At 52.4% G+C, this 18,136-nt stretch carries 15 protein-coding genes; 3 read left to right on the top strand and 12 right to left on the bottom strand.

The window, feature by feature from the left end; translation table 11 throughout:
* Positions 1 to 4: 4 nt before the first annotated feature.
* The 5 genes from B2U90_RS07255 to B2U90_RS07275 all read right to left on the bottom strand — a co-directional run bounded on the left by B2U90_RS07255 (position 5) and on the right by B2U90_RS07275 (position 8,364).
* Complete coding sequence (locus tag B2U90_RS07255) at positions 5 to 973, bottom strand: TAXI family TRAP transporter solute-binding subunit (protein ID WP_059076528.1); 969 nt, start codon at positions 971 to 973, stop codon at positions 5 to 7.
* Between the two features lie 329 nt (positions 974 to 1,302).
* Positions 1,303 to 4,290, bottom strand: coding sequence for an AAA family ATPase (locus B2U90_RS07260; RefSeq protein ID WP_150824727.1), 2,988 nt, complete (start codon positions 4,288 to 4,290; stop codon positions 1,303 to 1,305).
* 3 nt (positions 4,291 to 4,293) lie between these two features.
* The gene (locus B2U90_RS07265; RefSeq protein ID WP_075581613.1) at positions 4,294 to 5,559 is read right to left on the bottom strand and encodes a metallophosphoesterase family protein; all 1,266 of its coding nucleotides are present in this window, start codon (positions 5,557 to 5,559) and stop codon (positions 4,294 to 4,296) included.
* Entirely contained in the window at positions 5,559 to 6,956 is a 1,398-nt protein-coding gene (locus tag B2U90_RS07270) for a PLP-dependent aminotransferase family protein (protein WP_059076525.1), read from the bottom strand. Before B2U90_RS07270 ends, B2U90_RS07265 begins: the two co-directional genes overlap by 1 nt.
* Positions 6,957 to 7,086: 130 nt before the next feature.
* Positions 7,087 to 8,364 (bottom strand): hexokinase, encoded by a 1,278-nt coding sequence (locus B2U90_RS07275; RefSeq protein WP_113856394.1) that lies wholly within the window; start codon positions 8,362 to 8,364, stop codon positions 7,087 to 7,089.
* Between the two features lie 256 nt (positions 8,365 to 8,620).
* On the opposite strand from B2U90_RS07275, the gene thiS reads away from it, so the two are divergent.
* The 3 genes from thiS to thiH are packed head-to-tail and all read left to right on the top strand — an operon-like array spanning position 8,621 to position 10,816.
* Complete coding sequence (gene thiS, locus B2U90_RS07280; protein ID WP_059076523.1) at positions 8,621 to 8,815, top strand: sulfur carrier protein ThiS; 195 nt, start codon at positions 8,621 to 8,623, stop codon at positions 8,813 to 8,815.
* Between the two features lie 54 nt (positions 8,816 to 8,869).
* Positions 8,870 to 9,640 (top strand): thiazole synthase, encoded by a 771-nt coding sequence (locus B2U90_RS07285; RefSeq protein ID WP_059076522.1) that lies wholly within the window; start codon positions 8,870 to 8,872, stop codon positions 9,638 to 9,640.
* 12 nt (positions 9,641 to 9,652) lie between these two features.
* The gene (gene thiH / locus B2U90_RS07290) at positions 9,653 to 10,816 is read left to right on the top strand and encodes a 2-iminoacetate synthase ThiH (RefSeq protein WP_059076521.1); all 1,164 of its coding nucleotides are present in this window, start codon (positions 9,653 to 9,655) and stop codon (positions 10,814 to 10,816) included.
* Between the two features lie 321 nt (positions 10,817 to 11,137).
* On the opposite strand, the gene B2U90_RS07295 is transcribed toward thiH, so the two are convergent.
* The 7 genes from B2U90_RS07295 to B2U90_RS07325 form a co-directional block, all read right to left on the bottom strand.
* The gene (locus B2U90_RS07295; protein WP_292017504.1) at positions 11,138 to 12,352 is read right to left on the bottom strand and encodes a trans-sulfuration enzyme family protein; all 1,215 of its coding nucleotides are present in this window, start codon (positions 12,350 to 12,352) and stop codon (positions 11,138 to 11,140) included.
* Positions 12,353 to 12,377: 25 nt separating this feature from the next.
* On the bottom strand, positions 12,378 to 13,706 hold the full coding sequence (locus B2U90_RS07300; protein WP_292017505.1) for a branched-chain amino acid transport system II carrier protein: 1,329 nt from the start codon (positions 13,704 to 13,706) through the stop codon (positions 12,378 to 12,380).
* A gap of 79 nt (positions 13,707 to 13,785) precedes the next feature.
* Entirely contained in the window at positions 13,786 to 14,979 is a 1,194-nt protein-coding gene (locus B2U90_RS07305) for a trans-sulfuration enzyme family protein (RefSeq protein ID WP_292017506.1), read from the bottom strand.
* Positions 14,980 to 15,512: 533 nt separating this feature from the next.
* On the bottom strand, positions 15,513 to 15,788 hold the full coding sequence (locus B2U90_RS07310; protein ID WP_292017507.1) for a hypothetical protein: 276 nt from the start codon (positions 15,786 to 15,788) through the stop codon (positions 15,513 to 15,515).
* Between the two features lie 232 nt (positions 15,789 to 16,020).
* Positions 16,021 to 16,191, bottom strand: coding sequence for a hypothetical protein (locus tag B2U90_RS07315; RefSeq protein WP_292017508.1), 171 nt, complete (start codon positions 16,189 to 16,191; stop codon positions 16,021 to 16,023).
* Between the two features lie 136 nt (positions 16,192 to 16,327).
* Positions 16,328 to 17,341, bottom strand: coding sequence for an NADH:flavin oxidoreductase (locus B2U90_RS07320; protein ID WP_292017509.1), 1,014 nt, complete (start codon positions 17,339 to 17,341; stop codon positions 16,328 to 16,330).
* A gap of 19 nt (positions 17,342 to 17,360) precedes the next feature.
* Positions 17,361 to 18,002 carry an MBL fold metallo-hydrolase gene (locus tag B2U90_RS07325; protein WP_169012996.1) on the bottom strand — a complete coding sequence of 214 codons (642 nt, stop codon included), beginning with the start codon at positions 18,000 to 18,002 and terminating at the stop codon, positions 17,361 to 17,363.
* Between the last annotated feature and the right edge of the window lie 134 nt (positions 18,003 to 18,136).

Raw genomic sequence — 18,136 nt, forward strand, 5'->3', positions numbered from 1 at the left:
AGAATTATTCTTTAAAGAATTTTTCAGCGCCGGCATTCATCGGAATCGGCATGCCTTTCAGGGCGCCTTCCTTGGTGATGAGTTTGCCGACAGAATGAGCTTCTTTCAGACGGTCCAGGTTGGTAAAGAGGGCCTTGGCAATATCATAGCCCATCTGATCATCGACTTTATCCGATGCTACGAGCATAGCCATGACGGAAACGGTCGGTACGTCTTCATCAAAGCCGGCATAAGTACCAGCCGGGATGACCGTCTTGGTGTAGAACGGATACTGGGAAATGAGCTGGTCGGCTTTATCGGGATCGACAGCGAGGATGCGGATCTTATTCTGGGAAGCCAAATCCTGTACAGCCGCCGTCGGGAAACCAGCCGTCAGGAATGCTGCATCGACGTTGCCGTCCTTCAGGGCGCTGGAGCTTTCACCGAAGGACAGGTACTGAACCTGGATGTCATCATAAGTCAGTCCATAAGCAGCCAGGATCTGGCGGGCATTGGCTTCTACACCGCTTCCGGCAGCACCGACGGAAACGCGTTTGCCTTTCAGGTCGGCAATGGTCTTGATACCAGACGATTCAAGGGTGACGGCCTGGCATGTTTCCGGATAGAGGGCGGCAATACCGCGGAGATTGTCAACTTTTTTATCCTTGAACATTTCCGTGCCATTAGCTGCATAGTAGGTAATATCGTTCTGGATAATGGCCAGATCGATAGATCCATCTTTCAGCATATTGATATTGGCAACGGAAGCGCCTGTGCTCTGGGCCGTGGCATTCATGCCTTCAATATTCTTGTTCAAAATTTCTGCCATAGCACCGCCAATCGGATAATACGTGCCGGCCGTGCCACCGGTACCAATATTCAGGAATTTCTTCTGGGCACCGGCTTTATTATCCCCACAACCGGCAAGCGCCCCTACGACTACGACAGCGGCCAGACCAACGGCCAATACTTTCTTGAGTGAACTGAACTTCATATGACATCCCTCCCAAAATTTGCGTTCCTGGACAAAAAAAGGCCTCCAAACCCTTCCTCGATTTGTACGGCCCCCTTGCCTCATTCTGCATTCTATTTTCCTTATACGAAAATTATAAATGTATAGTTATGTCTTGTCAATAAATTTTTTCAAAAAAATTCTTCCATTAAATTAAACGTTTAAGTAACGGTAATTCTCTACCATATGGTAAAATAAGCTTTATTGTTTTCGCATAGTAAAATTTAATCTCATGAAAAAAGGAGAAATTTGCATAAATACAAATTTCTCCCTGTTCGTAAGCACAAACTAATTTTTCTGTTTTTTGTCCATTACGCTGACGCAATTGTCCCCTGTTCAATTTCAAACAGATGAATCGTATCCGTTTCTCCTGCCAGCAGTTTCTGCACTTCTTCTGCCAGTTTCCTCGTTTCCATGGAACAGGTGAAGAGGAATATCTGTTCTTTCCTGCCCAGATCGGCCAGGAAGCGGATGGCTTCTTTCTGCCGTTGTTCATCGAAGCGGACGAGGATATCGTCGAGAATGATCGGCATCGGTTCGATCTGTTTGGAAAAGGCCATGGCCAGACTCATGCGGATGGCCAGATATACCTGGTCGCCCGTGCCGCTGCTCCATTCCTTTTCGGGAATGCGCCGGCCCGTCCCGTCGACGGCATAGAGCTGCCGCCCGTCAAAACTGGCCTGGAGCGTATACCGGCCCTGGGTCATGAGGTGGAGATAATCGCCGGCCTGGCGGATTACCAGAGGCTGGCGAACCCGTTCGTAATAATTCTGGGCTTCGCCGAGCATATACTGGGCATATAAGAAGGTCAGCCAGTCATCGGTCTTCCTGTCGAGTTCCGTTTTCCTGTTCTGCTTTTCCTGCAGCAGCCGTCCCGCTTCTTCGCTCTTTGCCATCTGGCTGAGCCGTTCGACGATGCTGCCTCTCTTTTCGGCCACTGCGGCCAGTTTCTTTTCCGTATCGGCTATCTTACGTTCATAGTATGCCTTTTCGTCTTTCCAGGTCTGGCAGTCGTGTATCTTTAATTCATGGCGGAGCTGGGCCAGGTTCTTCGGCGTCTTGGCGATGAGCTTGATGTGGGCTTCCGATTGTTCGTATACTTCTTTATACTGGTGGAACTGACGGAATTTCAAGATTTTGCTGCGAAATTCTCCTGCCGTCTGGGAGCCCGTTTCCTTCAGGATTTCTGCTTCCTGATGGCGGCGTATATCCCGTTCCTTCTGACATTTTGCCAGTTCTTTCTTCTTTTCTTCCTGCTGCCGGTCCTGTTCGCGGGCCACTTCTGCCTGGACGCGGATTTTCTGCCACATCTGATAAACCCGCTCGATGCCTTCTGGCGATACGTCTTCACTGACGCCGACTTCGCGGAAAATCTGTTCAGCACTATCCTTCAGACGGCTGATACGGGTCAGGATATCTTCTTTGCGCTTCTTCCAGTCCTTCAGGGACGTGCGGGCATGCTGGTATGCATCCCAGGCTTCTTTGGCAGCCTGGACATCGCCCGTTTCCAGTTTAGTAAATCCCGTCGTCTGCTGCCAGGTTTTCCAGGCACTGCGGCAGTTTCCCAGTTTATCTTCCCAGCCTTTTCCTTCCTGTTCCCATTTCTGGTAAATGGCGTCGTACATGACCTGCTGTTCCTTTTTCCAGGCATCCTGGGACTCTCTCGTCTTCCAGTCCATGTATTCCTTGCGGACGCCGTCGAGCATCTGATTCCAGGCCGCATTGTCTTCGTCCGTAGAAATTTCCAGGCCCGCATCATCGGCCATGGCTGAAAGGCGGGTCTGTAAGGTAGCCAGCTGACCCTCCAGTTCGCCGATGCGCCGGGGCACGCGCCGCCCGTCCGAACGCTGTTTGGCAAAAGCGGCAAGAGCCAGCAGTACACACAGGACAGCCGCGCCGCCGGCCATCATGAGATCAAAATCATACAGGACGACCGAAGCCGCAAGTCCCGCCGCAGCCAGCAGAAAGAGCAGGCCCAGCGCCAGGAATCCATGGCTCGTTTCTGCCGGGTCTTCCTTCAGCAGCCGCAGCAGTTCCTGAGTCTTTTCCCGTTCTATGAGCGTATCCTGAATGGTGACGACTGATTTTCCCAGTTCCTTCCATTCTTCCGGCGTCCGCTGCGGCCCGTCGGCATTGCCCGTATCCAGAGAGGCACTGACATCTTTAGGACGGGCTGCCTGCCACTTTTCTTCTTCCCTGGTGTACGTTTCCAGATTGCGGGCCAGAGTCAGGGCCCGGTTCCAGTCGGCCTGTTCTGGAAGTGTTCCTTCCGTCCAGCCGGCCAGAGTCTGACTGTACTTATTTTCATCGTACTGCCAGTCCATTTCCTTATCCTCATGGTCTGCCAGTTCTTCCTGCCCCTGCTGCCACTGGGGCATATTGTGATACAGCTCATCAATCTGGGAGCCGCAGATGACCCAGCGGTTCCATTCCTGCTTGAAGGCCGGTCCCTTGCGGCTGGCCGCTTCCAGTTCTTTTATTTTTTCATTGATGTCCCGGATTTTCTGTTCCAGCTCTTCCCAGCGCTGGGCACCATCGGCAGGGAACTGCGATACGTCGGCCAGTTCCTGCATGTGCTTCATGGCATCCTGCCCCCGCTTATACACGTCCCAGGCAGCCAGCGGCATAGCTACCTTTTCGATCTGCTGCTTCGTTTCTTCTATGCTCAGGCGCAGCCGTTTCTCAATTTCATGGGTCTGTTGTTCCTTTTCCTGCAAGGATGCAAATTCTTCTTCATCGTAGGACAATTCATGGATTTTACGGTCGAATTCGCGCTGTTCCTGCAACAGGTTATTGATGGGCTTCTTGCCCTGATGGGATGCTACGAGCAGTTCTCCCATCTGCCGCATAAAATCACGGCGGACCGCTCCCATGCGAACGCCGCTTTCGATGCTGAAGAAATGACTCCGTACTTCCTCGTTGGAGAGAATCTTGAATCCCTGCAGGTCCTCGAGTCCCATGGCAAAAATCTTATCATACGTACCCCGTTCCAGGCTGTGCCACCAGAGTGCGGACGGTTCTTCATGGATTACTTCGTCGCCATCGGCGATATACGATTCTTTTTCATTGCGGTAAATCCGGTATTCATGGCCGTCTTCCCGGCGGATATCCATGTGGCCGAAGTACCCTTTCCATTCTCCCCGTGGATAGCCGAAAAACATGGAGCGCACGTATTTCATCAGCGTCGTCTTGCCGCTTTCGTTCTGACCATGCATGACGATCAGGCCTTTTTCCGGCGGCACCCAGGAAACATTATGGTAAATACCGAAATCATCTAAATTCATCTGTATAATCTTCATATCTTATCCTCTTCTATCTTCCAGCAGCTTCTGCATGCCCAGCCATTTGGCTTTTTCAAACGCTTCCAGGAGCCGTTCGTCGGAAATGCTCCGGCCATACGCTCCCAGGCGTTCAAATTCCGGCCGCTGTGACAAGATATCGCGCAGGACTTTCATTTTTTCATCCTGCGGCAGTGCATCGAGCTTGTCCGATACGTTGAGGTAGTCCCCTACCGTATCGGGCAGTTTGCTCCGTTCGCCGGCATTGATTTTGGGACGGGCCATGTTGCGCAGGCGCTGTACCATGACGAAGGCGTATTTGCCGGCTTCTTCTTCCCGCCAGGCATCGATCCAGTACTGTGTCGCTTCCGGGTTATTGATGACCTGGTACATACTGCCCGACCCGGTAAAATTTATCGTCAGGAAAGTGGGCTTGCCACATTCCCGGCGCACTTTTTCTTTGGTAAAGCGCACGGCATCGCGCAGCTCCGAAACCGACTCGGCGTTATCGATGGGCACGTCGGCCGTTTCCCAGCGGACGATGCTCGTATCGATGAATTCCATATGTACCGTCCCGTACGGGCCTACTTCCACGTAATAACAGCCCCGCGGCCCCGTTTCTGTACAATCGAGTCCCTGGGGATTGCCGGCATATACGACATAAGGCTTCTCTGACAGGACCTGGTGCTTGTGCACGTGGCCCAGAGCCCAGTAATCCATGCCGCTTTCCTGCAGGTCCGTCATGCTGCACGGGGCATACGGCGACTGGGCACTGCCGACCTGAGTGTGCAGCAGGCCGATGGCATAACGGTCAGCCGCAGTCCGGCGGAAATTCCAGGCCAGATTGTCCCGCTGCTCGCTCTTGGCATAGCTCTGCCCGTAGACAGCGGCTATTTCTTCCCCGTCTACGATGAGGGGGATCCGTTCGACCTTTTCCGTGCCAAAAACATGTACGTTGGGCGGAAAGGGAATCCGTGCCTTCCAGGCATCCAGCGGGTCGTGATTGCCCAGTACGGCAAAGACCTGTATATGGTGCTGGGCCAGCTTGTGCAGGAGGCGTACATAATCGAGCTGCGCCGTCAGGTTGTGGCTGCTGCTGGTATAGACGTCGCCGGCAATAAGGACGGCATCGACTTCTTTATCAATCGCCGTCTGGACGATTTTCTGAAACGCCCGGACCGGTGCCTTGCCGACGATACGCTGCCAGCGTTCATCGACCATGGCGATATCATGAAAGGGACTGCCCAGATGCAGGTCCCCGCAATGTATAAAACGTAAACTTTTGGCCATTAGTCTCCCTCTTTCTCTGACCAGGCTGTTTTTAGTGCCTCCACAGCGTCTTTCAGCTGACAGCCGGGAATTTTGGAAAAGCTCAGAAGAAATTCTTTTTCCGTCTCCAGATTCCGGTTTTCATAAAAGGATTGCACCGATAAGACGCGGCAGCCTTTTTTCGCTGCCTTTTTCAATAATATGTCTTCCGTATCGGGGCTTTTCAGGGTAATGTGACAATAGACGCCCGATACGATACGGCTGACGCGGATGCGGTCCCCAAAGGCTTTCACGAGGAAACGCTCCATGATCTCCCCTTTTTCCTGATAGTCTTTGCGCAGGCGCCGCACCTGCCGGGCCAGTTCTCCGCTGCGGATATATTCGGCAAGGACACACTGTTCCAGCACAGAAGCGCCCTGGCGGAACAGGGCGCGGCTCTGCCGATACCTGCCAAGAAGCGGTGGCGGAAGGACCATGTAACTAAGACGCACAAATGGCGGCAGCACTTTGGACAGTGCCCCCATGTAGATGACGCGGCCTGCCTTGTCCATTCCCTGCAAGGCAGGCACGGGACGGCCGTAATAGCGCAGTTCACTGTCATAATCATCTTCGACGATCATGCCATCGTGGTCGCCTGCCCAGTGAAGCAGGTCGTAGCGCATACCGGCCGGCATGACTGTTCCCGTAGGGAACTGGTGGGACGGACTGACATATACCAGACGCGCCCCGCTCCGTTCCAATATATCCATAGACAACAGCCCGTCCCGCACCGGTACGGGCTGCAGCGAAAATCCGCGGCTGCGGAATAGTTCCCTTCCCAGGCGGAATCCCGGCTCTTCCACGGCGATACACTCATAATCGGGCCGGAGCAGACTGGCAAGGACGGCCAGAAGCGGAATGGTTCCCGAACCGATCAGTATCGCCTCCGGATCGGCATGGACGCCGCGGCTCTGGTAGACATATTCACTCAGCGCCTGCCGCAGGACAGGTGCTCCCTGTTCATCCTGATTGGCCAGAAGATATGCCGGCTCACTCAGGACGCGGTTCATCAGCTTGCGCCAGACCATCATAGGAAAGCGTTCCATATCCATGTCCCCGCTGCCAAAATCATAGACGACCGGCGGCTGTATTTCCTGCTTTTCCGGCTGACGGTACACGGGCCGTTCTTTTTTCTGCGGAAAGGCAATATCGGCTACTTCATACCGCGCCTTGGTCCGGCGGATGATGTATCCTTCACTGGCAAGCTGGTAATAGGCCTTTTCGACGGTCATCTTGCTGACGCCGGCCCGTTGGGATAGTTCGCGCACTGAAGCCATCTTCATCCCTGCCGGCATCCGGCGGGCCGTAATTTCATCGCGGTAATAGGCATATATTTGTACATAGTACGGTATTTTGCTAAGAGTGTCGATTTGCAGCATAGGTCCCCCGGTAATAATCAAGGCAAATTTACGATAAGCCTACCCTTTATTGTATCGAAAAACAGTTCTGGTGAAAAGAGCTGACAGGCACATTTATAGGAGAAATGCCGACAAACCGGACCGTATGGCATCAGCTGTCAGCTACGGCCGCTGCAATGGCTGCCCCGACCGACGGGCCATCATAGACCAGTGCCGCTTCCACGGGAATCCCCTGCTGCCGGGAATGACCCCGCCGGGCCGCACAGCCATACAGGGCATCGTCAAACATGAGGAGCCCTCCGCGGATATGACTCAGGAGCCCCCCCTCAATGGCAATGGACTGGCGGGAAATATGGCCTTTAGGATACAGATGCTGCAGGATTCCATAGCAGGCAGCGCCGGAAAGCTGTGCCGTCCGCACGAGAATCGTCCCGGCCAGATTGCGCAGCGGCTCTACATCAGCGGGAGCGACGATGCGGTTCAGCAGGCGGCTCAGGCGCAGGCGGGCATCATCGGGATTGCCAGCCGTTACAATGCGGTTCATTTCCGGTGTCGTGCACGGCGGGATATCGTCCGTATCAAAATACGTCTTCAATGTCTCTCTATAGATAGAACCGAGATAGGCGCCACTGACCATTTTTTCCAGCATGTGGTGACCGGGAAAGCGCGTCGCTTCGTCTACCCGTTCATCCCATTGATTTCGCGGCATCCCATCGAAATCACCCGCTTCCAGGTTGATGACCATGGACTTCTCTGGTTCGTAATAACAAATATTAAACCCCGTCCCGCAAATGACGCCAATATGGGTATGGCGGTATTGATAAGCTGCAGCCATGAGCACGGCTGTCGTATCATTAATCAGCGCTGCCGGACGGATCCGGTCGAGACCGCGGCGCCGGAGCGCCTCTTTCAGCAATTGGTTGATCCAATTTCCTTCCACGCCGGCAACGGCCATTTCCTTAGACCACTGTACCAGGCGCGCGTCGTGACAGTCGGACTGGCTGACTTCATAGGAAAAGGTATGTCCCAGGGCACAGTCCACATTGCCTCCGGCCGCTTCCTCTACAGTAGCCGCGATAAAATCAAAAAGCTCCTCTGCCCGCGTCTCCTTCGTCGTATAATCGTATTCTCCTTCTTTCCGCAAAGGATGAGAGACAATTTTATCAATAATAAAGCAGTGCCCGCCCAAAAGACGGATACGGGAAGCGCGCACATTGGTCCCGCCGAAATCCAGGGCCAGATACGTACCCTTCTCGCTGCCATCTGGCAGATCCATATAGGACGGCAACGCTGAAAGAGACGATGGATCACCTGCTTCTGCCGCTTCCAGCTGCTGCCGGAAGGACGCTGCAAAATACTGCAGCTGTTCATCACTCCAATAAAAATGCTGCGCAATATTCATCCAGTTGCCACTTGCTTTCCGGCCCATGTACAGTCCCCCTGTCTGTTTCGCTATCGTTATAAATATTATACTACAACAGGAGATGACGATAAAATTTTTACGTAAAATTTTTGTAACAGCTGTTATATGTGACAAATTACACATTGACATTTTTTCATATTTCACTATAATGGGACGTAGAGTGAGACCGGAAGAGGCCGCACGAAGGGGTACACCACCTTGGGTGTAATTCTTCGTGCGGTCTCTTTATTTTTCTATTCCCCACGCGGAAAGGAGACTCAGCATGGTCAGGATAAACGGCAATGATGTAGCCGCGGCCGGGCAGAATTTGCAGGCCTTCCTCGAACAGGAAGGTTATCGCTGCGACCGCATCGCCATTGAACTAAACGGTGCTATCGTACCGCGCAAGACGTATGCCGCCGTAACCCTCCACGATGGCGATTCCATGGAAATCGTCCATTTCGTAGGAGGCGGCTGATACAGACAGCATACGGCGTTCTTATCTTATATTATGAATCAAGGAGTGATTCCCATGGAAAATGATGACAAACTCGTACTTGGCGGTCATGAATTCACATCCCGCTTTATCTTAGGTTCCGGTAAATTTTCAGTCGATCTGATCAAAGCCGCCGTCGATCAGGCAGGCGCCCAAATCGTCACCATGGCCCTGCGCCGTGTAGAAGCCGGACAGAAAGACAATATCCTCGATTTTATTCCCAAAGGCGTAACCCTCCTGCCGAATACGTCGAGCGCCCGCACGGCCGAAGAAGCCGTCCGCATCGCCCGCCTTTCCCGTGAAATCGGCTGCGGTGATTTCATTAAAATCGAAGTCATGCGCGATTCCAAATACCTGCTTCCTGATAATGCCGAAACGATTAAAGCGACGGAAATACTCGCCAAAGAAGGGTTTATCGTCCTGCCCTATATGTATCCCGACCTGTACGCCGCCCGGGCGCTCGTCGATGCCGGCGCCGCTGCCATCATGCCCCTGGCCTCTCCTATCGGTACCAACAAAGGCCTGAGCACCCGCGATTTCATCCAGATACTCATCGATGAAATCGACCTGCCCATCATCGTCGATGCCGGTATCGGCCGTCCGTCCCAGGCCTGCGAAGCCATGGAAATGGGCGCTGCCGCCATCATGGCCAATACGGCTATCGCCACAGCCGGCAACCTGCCGCTCATGGCCCAGGCATTCCGCAAAGCCATCGAAGCCGGTCGTGCCGCTTATCTGGCTGGTATGGGCCGTGTACGGGAAACGGCTTCGGCTTCTGATCCGCTCACAGGATTTTTAGGCGACTAAGGGGGCTTTTTCATGGAACAGAAACGTATTGATCATATGAAATATCTGCCCGGCATGGAAGTGCTCGATTCGGACATGCTCAGCCAGGTCTTAAAATACCACGATGCCTTCCGCAATGAAGATTTTACCGGCAAAGACGTCGAACTGGCCCTCAGCAAGATGCGCCTCGATCCGCATGATTTCATGGCACTTCTCTCTACGGCCGCTGCTCCCTACCTGGAAGAAATGGCCCAGAAAGCCCATATCGTCACGCGCCGCCATTTTGGCAATAACATTTCTGTCATCACGCCGATTTATTTTGCCAACTACTGCGACAACTACTGTATCTACTGCGGCTTCAATTCCCATAACAAAATCAAGCGGGCCCGCCTGTCTGACGAAGAACTGCACCGGGAATGCAAAAACATCGCCGATGCCGGCATTGAAGAAGTCATCATGCTCACTGGAGAAAGCCCCAAGATGAGCGACATCAAATACATCGGCAATGCCGTGAAAATCGCCCGTCAGTATTTCCGTGCCATCAACATGGAAATCTACCCGGTCAATTCCGATGATTACAAATACCTCCACGAATGCGGCGCCGATTACGTCACGGTCTTCCAGGAAACGTACAATTCCGATAAGTACGAAACACTGCACCTGGCAGGCAACAAGCGTATTTTCCCATACCGTTTCTATTCCCAGGAACGGGCTATCCTCGGCGGCATGCGCGGCGTCGGCTTCGCCGCTCTCTTAGGTCTCGATGACTACCAGAAAGACGCTGTGGCAACGGGCATGCACGCCTATCTGATGCAACGGAAATATCCCCATGCGGAAATTTCCCTTTCCTGCCCGCGCCTGTGCCCGATTATCAACAACGATAAAATCAACCCGAAGGACGTAGACGAACGGAAACTGACCCAGATTATCTGTGCCTACCGCCTGTTTCTGCCTTACGCTTCCATCGTCGTTTCCAGCCGGGAAAGCGCCAAATACCGCAACGCCATCATGAAAATCGCTGCTACCAAAGTATCGGCCAGCGTCTGTGTCGGCATTGGCGGCCATCTGGAAGATGACGGCAGTGAAAAAGGCGATGAACAGTTTGAAATCACGGATAACCGTCCCTTCGATGAAATGTACGCCGCCATTAAAGGCATGGGGCTCCAGCCGATTACGAGCGAATACATTTACTTATAACACCGTTTGCAGACGCCGGAATATCCGGCCGGCGTTTTGCCATATACTAAACATATCCAATGGCCCTGCCAGCCCTATCCACCTGGCAGGACAGCAAAAAAGGATTGTCACACATCATGGTGCGGCAATCCTTTTTTGCATGTTTTCCTATGCTTCTCTCAGTAAATATCCGTTGGCTTTATATATTTTAAGAATAAATTAAATAAAGGTAATAGAAAATATACTAAAGAGGCTGCAACAGCATGAACCGGATAAGTCCTGTTGTTGCAGCCTCATGTACGCCTGGATAAAATAATGTAATCCCGCCGATATCCGTCCCGGTCAGACCACAGCCAGGGCCTGGTCCAGATCGGCGATGATGTCTTCCGGGTCTTCCAGACCGACTGACATGCGTATCATGCCGTCCGTAATGCCGGCCGCTTCCCGTACTTCTCTGGGAATCATGGTATGGGTCATGGCTGCAGCCTGTTCTACCAGTGTTTCCGTATCCCCCAGGCTGACGGCCAGCGTACACAATTTAAGATGGTTGATGAACGTCTTGCCCGCTTCCAGTCCGCCTTTGACATCGAAACTCAGCATGCCTCCACCACCGCGCATCTGCCGTTTCGCCAGTTCATACTGCGGATTAGATGGCAGGAAGGGATAGCGGACGATGTCAATTTTCGGGTGCTGTTCCAGATACTGTGCAATCTGAAGTGCATTGGTATTATATTGTTTCATACGCACGGCCAGCGTCTTGAGTCCCCGCGTGGCCAGAAAGGCGATTTGCGGTGCCATGACGGCACCAAAGTGCATGAGCGTACCGAGGCGGCAGTCGCGCAGGAATCCTTCATCATTGGAGATGACGGCTCCTCCCAGAAGATCGCCGTGCCCGCCGATGTACTTGGTCACGCTCTGTACGACCCAGTCGGCGCCCAGGTCGAGAGGATTCGTGTTGTACGGCGTGGCAAAGGTGTTATCAACACCGACTTTGATGCCGTGTTCATGAGCGATGGCCGAAATAGCCGCAATGTCAGCCATGACCATGGTCGGGTTTGCCGGCGATTCGACGTAAATGAGTTTCGTATTGTCTTTGATGCCATCCTTCAGCGTTTCCAGATTCTGCGGATCAAAGTCCCCCACTTCGACGCCGAACCGGGGCAGGAAATCACGGGTAATATCTTCTGTACCGGAATACTTGGCCTTGCAGAACAGCGCATGGTCACCGGCGCGTACACTCATGAAGATGGCCCCTGCCACGGCACCCATCCCCGATGCATATGACACGGCACCGAGTCCATGTTCGGCAGCGGCTATCTTTTTTTCAAAATAATCGTTGCTGGGATTGGTAATACGGCTGTAGGCAAAACTTTCGGCATAATCGTCACAGGCTTTGACCGCATCATCTGTCGAGTCGAAATAAAAGGTCGAAGTCTGATAAATCGGTGGCACTAAGGCACCGTAGGCATCCCGCGGTTCACCAGCATGAATGTTGACCGTAGACGGTCCGTATTTTGTCCTGTCAAAATCAGGATGGCGCAATACACTTAAACTCATGTTCATATCCCCCTCTTCATATTACTTATTCTCCCACTGTCCTTACAGCGGCTTTACCATGTCCCGTCGCTTTATAAATCAAAGATCCTGCGACAAAGCCGATGATAAACGGCGTAATCCAACCGAAGCCAAAGGTCGAAAGCGGCGTTGCTGCCACGATAGCTTTAGCAAAGCCAAGACCGGACAGGCCCGGCAGTGATTCTATCAGCGCATAAATAGTAACCAGATATACCGATCCCTTGTAGGCCCCGTCATTCGGCACGACTTTGACCAATACGCCCAGGACAAGCAGTGCCAGGCACGGCGGATAGCATACGCCGAAAATCCAGCCGACGTAGGTGACGATGCCATCGACGCCAAGGAGAGCCGTAAGAGCCGAAAGGATGCTGCATACGATAGCAACTTTCTTATAACTGACTTTGCCGGTCATGGTGCTGGTAAATTCCGCAACCGCCGCTACCTGGCCGATTGCCGTAGTCAGACAGGCCAGTACGACAGCGATGCCCATGGGTACCATGACCCACGTGCCAACGCGCTGGATGATGGCGACGAGCAGTTCCGCCCGGCCGATAGACTGCGGGTAGTCACCACTGACACAGGCGCCCATATACAACAGCGACCCGTAAATGATGAGAAGCAGGACGAAGGCGACGATGCCACAATAGATGAGGACTTTATTGCGCTGGGCAATGGTCGTGTAGCCTTTGCCCTTGATAGAGCTGATGAATACGGCTGCCATGATAAAGCTGACCAGGACATCGCCTGTATTATATCCGCCCAGGAAGGCATTGACGAACGGTTTGGCTACCTGTGGTTCAATCGGCGTTCCCAGAGGATGGACGATACCCATGATGGAAACGACGACCAGGATGAGTGCCAGAAGCGGCGTCAGATACCGGCCCATGCGGTCCATGACGTTATTCTTATCTTTGACAAAGAAGAAGCATATAATGAAATATATGATGACCAGTGGAATGAATGGCGCCCCCGGCACATTGCCCTGTACGCCGAGCTGGATAGCCGTAGCACAGGTCCGGGGAATGGAAACGAAGGTGCACACAAACATCAGCGCCGCCAGCAGGACATTGTACGTATACTTGCCGACGTGATCGGTGATAGCATGGACATCGCCGTTCAGACCAATGACAACCAACGTAAAAATAGGAAGAAAAATACCGGAAAGCGTCAGGCCCGACAGGCCGGCAAATACGGCAGACCCGCTATTGAGGCCCAGCTGGGGCGGGAAAATCAGGTTGCCTGCCCCAAAGTAGGTAGCGAAGAAAGCAAAACCGAGGATAAAAATATCGAGAATCTTGATACTGCCATTACCGGGAGAAGAATTGCCACTCATCATACATACCTCCTTATAAGCCGCACCCGGCCCTTCAGTCCCGCAGCCCGTCCGGGCCGGATGCCGTACCACAAAACAGAACTTATAATTTTTCCAGAGCCTGATCGAAATCGTTCAGCAAATCGTTTGTGTCTTCCAGTCCGGAAGACAGGCGGATCTGGCCGTACGTGATGCCAATTGCCGCCAGTTCATCGGCCGAAAGGTCACGGTGGGATGCTTTCGGCGGATAGGTCAGAGTCGTGCACGTACCGGCCAGAGTCGGTACGAAATGGACCAATTTCAGATTGGCAATGAGTTTGTCGATCAGTTCCATTCCGCCTTTGAAATTGACGCTGAGCATGCCGCCGTATCCATTGCCTTCAAACTGCTTGTCTGCCAAAGCCTTGCTGGGAGACGAATCCAGGCCCGGATAATAGACTTTTTCTACTTTCGGATGGTGTTCAAAGAACTTTGCCAGAGCCAGGCCGTTCTGGCTCATCTTCTGGACGCGCAGCGGCAGTGTCCGCAGACTGCGTGCCAGGAGCCACGATTCCGTCGCACCCAGATTGCCGCCGTACAGGCCGAGATAGAAGCGGATCGTATCGATCAGTTTTTTCGATCCCAGCGCCGCGCCGCCTACGATATCGTCATGGCCGCCCAGGTATTTCGTCGCGCTGTACAAAACGAGGTCGGCGCCGAATTTTGCCGGCTTGGCCACGATGGACGTAGCAAAAGTGTTGTCGATAAAGAGCAAGGCGCCGTTGTCATGGGCCACGTCTGCCAGATGCCCCAGATCCGGGACGGACATGAGCGGATTGGCAATGGTTTCCCCGTAAATAACTTTCGTATTGGGCTTGATGTAGTCTTCCGGTTTCTGTGTATCGAAATCGATGAACGTCGTTTCGACGCCCCACTTGGAAAGTTCATGTTTTAAGAAATAGAACGTTTCCCCGTACAGCACAGGAGAAGCCAGTACATGGTCTCCCGGTCTGAGCACGGCCAGAAGCGATGTGGTGATAGCCGCCATGCCGGAAGAAAAGACCAGGCCCGTTTCCGTTCCATCGCCCGCTGCCAGAATACGCGATGCCGCATCAGAATTAGGGTTTCCCAGACGGAAATAGGCGTAGCCCGGTGCCCCTTCATCACAGATTTTATCCATCGGTTCAATAGAATCAAATATATAGGCCGATGACAAATAAATAGGAAAAGTTTCCGGTACGGTCAGTGCCTTGTTCATTTCATAGCACATTTCTCCTGTCCCCGTATGCATATACGTCGTAGCCGTTCCTCTTGACATGATATAATCTCCTTCCCTAAGTACAGAAATCAACTGGCTGTATGACTTTTCCGGAATTGTCAATTGTCTTTTTGTTATCTTAATTATATCGGTAAAAGGCAAAAAAATATATGCATCACGCGGCGTATTTATAGTAGTATTTTAGGAGTACATCGGATAAAACATACTCCTTTTATACTCCTTTTATACTCCACGCACTCCCTCTCCGCATCGTTTTCCTGCCACTTTCGTCCTCCCCAGGCTGCGCGCTGTATCTCAAAGGTGTCTGTATTTGATACAATCGAACGATAGCAGGGATTTTGAACACCCCCGTGTGCATAGGCAGGTTCACTCTTTTCCTTACAAATCTGCGCCATCATGGTATACTGGAACAAAAGGAATCTACAACAAGGAGCTGATATCATGGGCTTAGATGACGCGGATATTCTGGATACCATTTATCACAAAGCGGAAGCCAGACTGCGCGCCCAGTTAAAAGCAATATAAAAAAGTCAGGGCAGCTGCCATTCAGTTGGCAAACTGCCCTGACTTTTTTATGCTCTGATTTCCGTCCCGTCCTTGAAGGTCACCCGAATATCGTCTTTGCTGTATACCGTGATGAAGTCCACCAGGCTGCCCCACAGCCGGGCATCGAACCCCTTGATGAGTTCCTGCTCCCGAAGCTCCTTGATGAAGCTGTCCATCTGGCGGCTCCGGGCCTTGCGATACTGGATAGCTTCACAGGTCTTGTCGTACTGCGTCTTCACCGCTTCATACCGGCTGACCAGTTCGTTGTAGTTCCGGTCGTAATCATCCTGGTTCTGTGCCACCCGCGCATTCTCGGCTATGAGTTGCTGTACCTTATCGGCCAGCAGGTTCAAATCTGTGCTGAGCCTGTCCCGCTCCTCTTCCAAGGCTTCTGTGTCAGTGAGCCGTTCCTTCAGCAGGGTGATGCTGTCAAGTACGTCCGCTTTGTTTTCGATGAGCCGGTTGGAGGCCCGGACGAAGGCTTCCTTGATATCATCCTCTGTCAGATGCGGTGTCTTGCAATGGCTCTTGAACTTATCGTTGCATCGGTAGATCCTTGCCGTCAGCGAACCGCTTCCGATGACCCCAGGTGACGTTTTCCGAAATACTCCGGCTTTCTTCCTGTGCCAGGCTGCTCATGATAGTGATGAGGAGTTCCCCTTTACCAATCAAAGTGATACAAAATAACGATGAACCCCCTTGCACCCCCCTGCCCCCCTGCCTATCGTTAAGCAAGTATTCCTCGGAAGCCGCACGAGACAAGGCTTTGAGGAAAAGAGAAGGGGGTGCATTTGCACCCCCTCGGTGGGGATTTTGCACCCCCTAAATTGGACAAGTTCTGTCACTTTTCCATTTGTTCCATTAGCCAGTACGGATTCTTCAAAATCTCTCTGCCAACCCCAATCAAGTCCGCAGCATTATTTTTTAGGAGAGTTTCTGCATCTTCTAAGGTCTTAACTCCCCCCGTCAGCATGACGGGAATGGAGACAGCTTTTTTTATAGCACTCGACATATCCTGAAAATAACCCGGCTCGTTATGCCCTTGCCGTGTGTAGCGACACATTCCTCCGGTGATGTTAAGCATATCCACTCCGGCATCGGCCAATGCCTTGCTGGCATATACACTGTCTTCAATCGTGTTGCCGCCTTCAGCGTAGTCACAGCCACCTAAACGAAGGGAAAGCATAAATTCTTTGCCGACGGCACTACGAACAGATTGAATGATCTCCCGATGAATCCGCAGCCTCCTTTCTATGTCACCGCCGTAGTCATCCTCTCGATGATTGGTGAGCGGCGAATAAAACTGGTTCAGCAAATAAGCATGAGCAGAGTGGATTTCAACACCATCATATCCCGCCGCCTTTGCTCTCTTAGCAGCGCAGGCGAATTGCTCCACAATTTCAGCAATCTGCGATACGGTCAATTCTTCCGGTGCAGTTCCGTCACCCACCATCGGCGAGACGGGGAGGATCACGCTGCTCGGAGCTACTGCCCTTTCTCCTGTAACATCAGAGGGTGCGGCACTGCCGGCATGATTCAGTTGCGCCATTGCTTTTGCACCGCCTTGATGGATGGTATCCACCAGCCGCTTCAATCCCTCAATATCCTCATCGGAGGAGATGGAGAGTTGGTTCTTTCGCGCCTTGCCGCGAATATCAATGTAGCTGTGTTCCGTGATTATCATGGCGAGATTGCTGCCTGTTGCCCGCATTCCGTAGTACTCCAGCATTTTGCTCGTTACTTTTCCGTCCTCTGTACTTTGATAGGTTGCGATGGGCGGTATAACGATACGGTTTTTTAATGTCAAATTCCCTATGGTCATAGGTTTCATTGCCAGCTCGTATTTTTCTTCCACTCTGTCTTTCTCCCCTAAATCAGTTCAAAAATGGCGCATACCACGAGCGTTCCCGTTCTGCCCCCACCGTAGTCGGTTCCGTATGTCCGGACAGCAAGACGGTTTCCTGCGGCAGTTTCAGTATACGCTGTGTGATACTCTGCATCAATGTTTGCTCATCCCCACCGGGAAAATGTGTCAGCCCGAAACTGTTCTTGAAAATGGAATCACCCACGAAGGCCACATTGTCCTTGGCGCTATAATAGAATACGCTGTCCGTAGTATGACCGGGAACGTAGTGCATGGTCAAAGAAAATACAGGATTCCTTTCGAGGGCAATCCTGCTCCCGTCCGGCAAATAGCTCACATCATCCAGTTTGATATATAGCCCGCAACCTTCCGAGAGATTCCAACGAGGATTCTCTGTATATTCCCGCCCTCTCTCGTGCATACAGATAGGGATGGACAGTGCATCCTGGATTTGCGCTGCGGCACCCATGTGGTCGAAATGTCCATGGGTGAGCAGAATTTTCTCGATGACGAATCCTCTTTGTCGAATAACGGCTAAAAGAGTATCTGCTTCTGCGCCGGGGTCGAGCAAAAAGCCGTGTCCTGTGGCATCATCAATATAAAAGTAGGCATTGGTGTTAAAAACGCCTGTCACGGGCAACGATAAAATCATGATGCTCCCCCGCCTTACTGCGCAAAATGGCAGCCATCCGCCCCGCAGACCATGCCATCTAATGATGTTGCCGCTGACGTTTCCTCAGCCAGTATCTTTTCGATGGCTTTTTTCAGCATGGCCGTCGGTTGTGC

Origin of the sequence: Megasphaera sp. UBA4233, from assembly GCF_002395615.1 — a bacterium.
Taxonomy (GTDB): domain Bacteria; phylum Bacillota; class Negativicutes; order Veillonellales; family Megasphaeraceae; genus Megasphaera; species Megasphaera hexanoica.

Excerpts from the sequence above, each read along its gene's own strand:
- B2U90_RS07255 (WP_059076528.1), bottom strand. The coding sequence starts at position 973 with ATGAAGTTCAGTTCACTCAAGAAAGTATTGGCCGTTGGTCTGGCCGCT.
- B2U90_RS07270 (WP_059076525.1), bottom strand. The coding sequence starts at position 6,956 with ATGCTGCAAATCGACACTCTTAGCAAAATACCGTACTATGTACAAATA.
- B2U90_RS07300 (WP_292017505.1), bottom strand. The coding sequence starts at position 13,706 with ATGATGAGTGGCAATTCTTCTCCCGGTAATGGCAGTATCAAGATTCTC.
- B2U90_RS07325 (WP_169012996.1), bottom strand. The coding sequence starts at position 18,002 with ATGATTTTATCGTTGCCCGTGACAGGCGTTTTTAACACCAATGCCTAC.
- B2U90_RS07305 (WP_292017506.1), bottom strand. The coding sequence starts at position 14,979 with ATGTCAAGAGGAACGGCTACGACGTATATGCATACGGGGACAGGAGAA.
- B2U90_RS07295 (WP_292017504.1), bottom strand. The coding sequence starts at position 12,352 with ATGAGTTTAAGTGTATTGCGCCATCCTGATTTTGACAGGACAAAATAC.
- thiH (WP_059076521.1), top strand. The coding sequence starts at position 9,653 with ATGGAACAGAAACGTATTGATCATATGAAATATCTGCCCGGCATGGAA.
- B2U90_RS07275 (WP_113856394.1), bottom strand. The coding sequence starts at position 8,364 with ATGGGCCGGAAAGCAAGTGGCAACTGGATGAATATTGCGCAGCATTTT.
- B2U90_RS07265 (WP_075581613.1), bottom strand. The coding sequence starts at position 5,559 with ATGGCCAAAAGTTTACGTTTTATACATTGCGGGGACCTGCATCTGGGC.
- B2U90_RS07285 (WP_059076522.1), top strand. The coding sequence starts at position 8,870 with ATGGAAAATGATGACAAACTCGTACTTGGCGGTCATGAATTCACATCC.
- thiS (WP_059076523.1), top strand. The coding sequence starts at position 8,621 with ATGGTCAGGATAAACGGCAATGATGTAGCCGCGGCCGGGCAGAATTTG.
- B2U90_RS07260 (WP_150824727.1), bottom strand. The coding sequence starts at position 4,290 with ATGAAGATTATACAGATGAATTTAGATGATTTCGGTATTTACCATAAT.